The organism is Chryseobacterium sp. BGARF1 (assembly GCF_001677955.1).
Lineage (GTDB): Bacteria > Bacteroidota > Bacteroidia > Flavobacteriales > Weeksellaceae > Chryseobacterium.
This window is the reverse complement of record NZ_LELA01000102.1, coordinates 1-1557: the sequence shown is the minus strand read 5'-3', so window position 1 is coordinate 1557 and position 1557 is coordinate 1. Positions and strand designations below refer to the sequence as shown.

The 1557-nt window shown below is 31.3% G+C and carries 3 protein-coding genes; all 3 read right to left on the bottom strand.

Going from position 1 to position 1557, the window contains the following annotated elements:
* Positions 1-110 precede the first annotated feature (110 nt).
* Positions 111-269 (bottom strand): hypothetical protein, encoded by a 159-nt coding sequence (locus AB671_RS22370; RefSeq protein ID WP_157444259.1) that lies wholly within the window; start codon positions 267-269, stop codon positions 111-113.
* Positions 270-352: 83 nt separating this feature from the next.
* Complete coding sequence (locus AB671_RS18670) at positions 353-730, bottom strand: hypothetical protein (RefSeq protein WP_157444258.1); 378 nt, start codon at positions 728-730, stop codon at positions 353-355.
* 6 nt (positions 731-736) lie between these two features.
* Positions 737-1557, bottom strand: an 821-nt coding sequence (locus AB671_RS22525) for a hypothetical protein (RefSeq protein ID WP_185114103.1), incomplete at its 5' end; no start/stop codon positions are given.

Below are 1557 nucleotides of genomic sequence, written 5' to 3'. Positions count from 1 at the left end.
ATTATTAATAGAACAACAAGAAAATCATCATCATTTTTGAAAGAATCAATAATATATGGTGAAAAAAGACTAATGAAGTTAATATGATCTATCATCCCGTTAGCTGGTGTTTATTTATTTTGCTTTGCTTTCGCTTCTTGCAATTGCTTTTTAATATCCTCAGGAAACCAAGGTAAAACAGGGTCTTGTTTATATTGCTCATACACTTCATCAGGATTTAGAAATGTCTCTGGAAGATTGAGTTTTTTGATTTCTGCTTGGAAATCCAATTCCTTCTCATAACCTCTTACTTCTTTTGTTTTGGAGTTAATAATAAACCATATCTTCGGAAACTCTTCTTTTTCATCAAAGTCTAATTTTTTACCTTGGCTTCCATATATATATATATATATATATATATATATATATATATATATATATCTTTTATATTAAACATATCCACAGGATCGAAACTGCTTAATACTGTATTTTTTCCGTGAAATAGTTCAATTTTCGGATTAGAATTATGTGCATCCAGCATCCAGATTGGAGAACCTTGTAATTGTTGTATTTTATAAGGTTTTATTAATGGTATCATTGTGTAATCCCAACCACTATCAGCCCAATAAAATTTATCTATTTTAGCATCTTCATAAGGTCTCTCAGGAAAAAGTTTATCTTTCATTTTTTCTGTTTTTTGACAACTGAATAAAGCTGTCATTAATATAATTAACAAATGTACTTTTTTCATAATTTTTTATTGCGTATCACGTATCCACTTTGAACGATCTTGCTCCATTTTCTCTTTCCATTTTTTCATACCTTCTTCAATAATTTTGGCTCCATTGGCTTTCCATTCAATATCTTTTTTAGAGTATTGATTACTCCAGTTTCCTTTTACTTTCATTAAATCATTTCCTCCTGCAATGTCATGATAGAGAAAACCAGAAATAATACTCACCACATCATACTCAATACTCCTTGAGCCATCTTCTGAAGCTCGTAAATCAAAAGTATCTTTGAAATTATGATTAATTATAGCACTCCCATTTTTCTGAACAGAGATTTTAGATTTAACGCCAATACTTCTAAGTAACCAAGTTAATTCATTTGCCGCAACTTTCCAGGTATCTCTGTATTTTGCACTGAATGGATTTTTAAACTGATCCAACATATCTCCTTTTGCTCTTTTTCCTCCTAATTGAATTGATTTTAGAGGAAGATTAGCAACTTCAAAATTTTTCTTTAAATAATCAGGGCTCTTAACTACTAGTTCAGCAATTTCTTTCTCATATTCAACAAACTCCGGATCTTCATTAATCATCTTAATCAGCCTTTTGCTGTTACTAATATCTACTTCACCACTTTGCAGCATAGAATAAATTCCGGCTTCAAAAAGGTTATCTATATTTCCATCCGTAAAACCAATAGATTTTGCCAGGCTTTGTCTTGCACCATGTGCCCAGCCGGAACCATCATATTCTTTGTCGCCTCTTGCCCAATCTACAATATCAGTGTACCAGTGTTTTGTAATTTTCAGTTCTTCTTTGGCTTGGTCTACCCATTTTTTTATTCCTG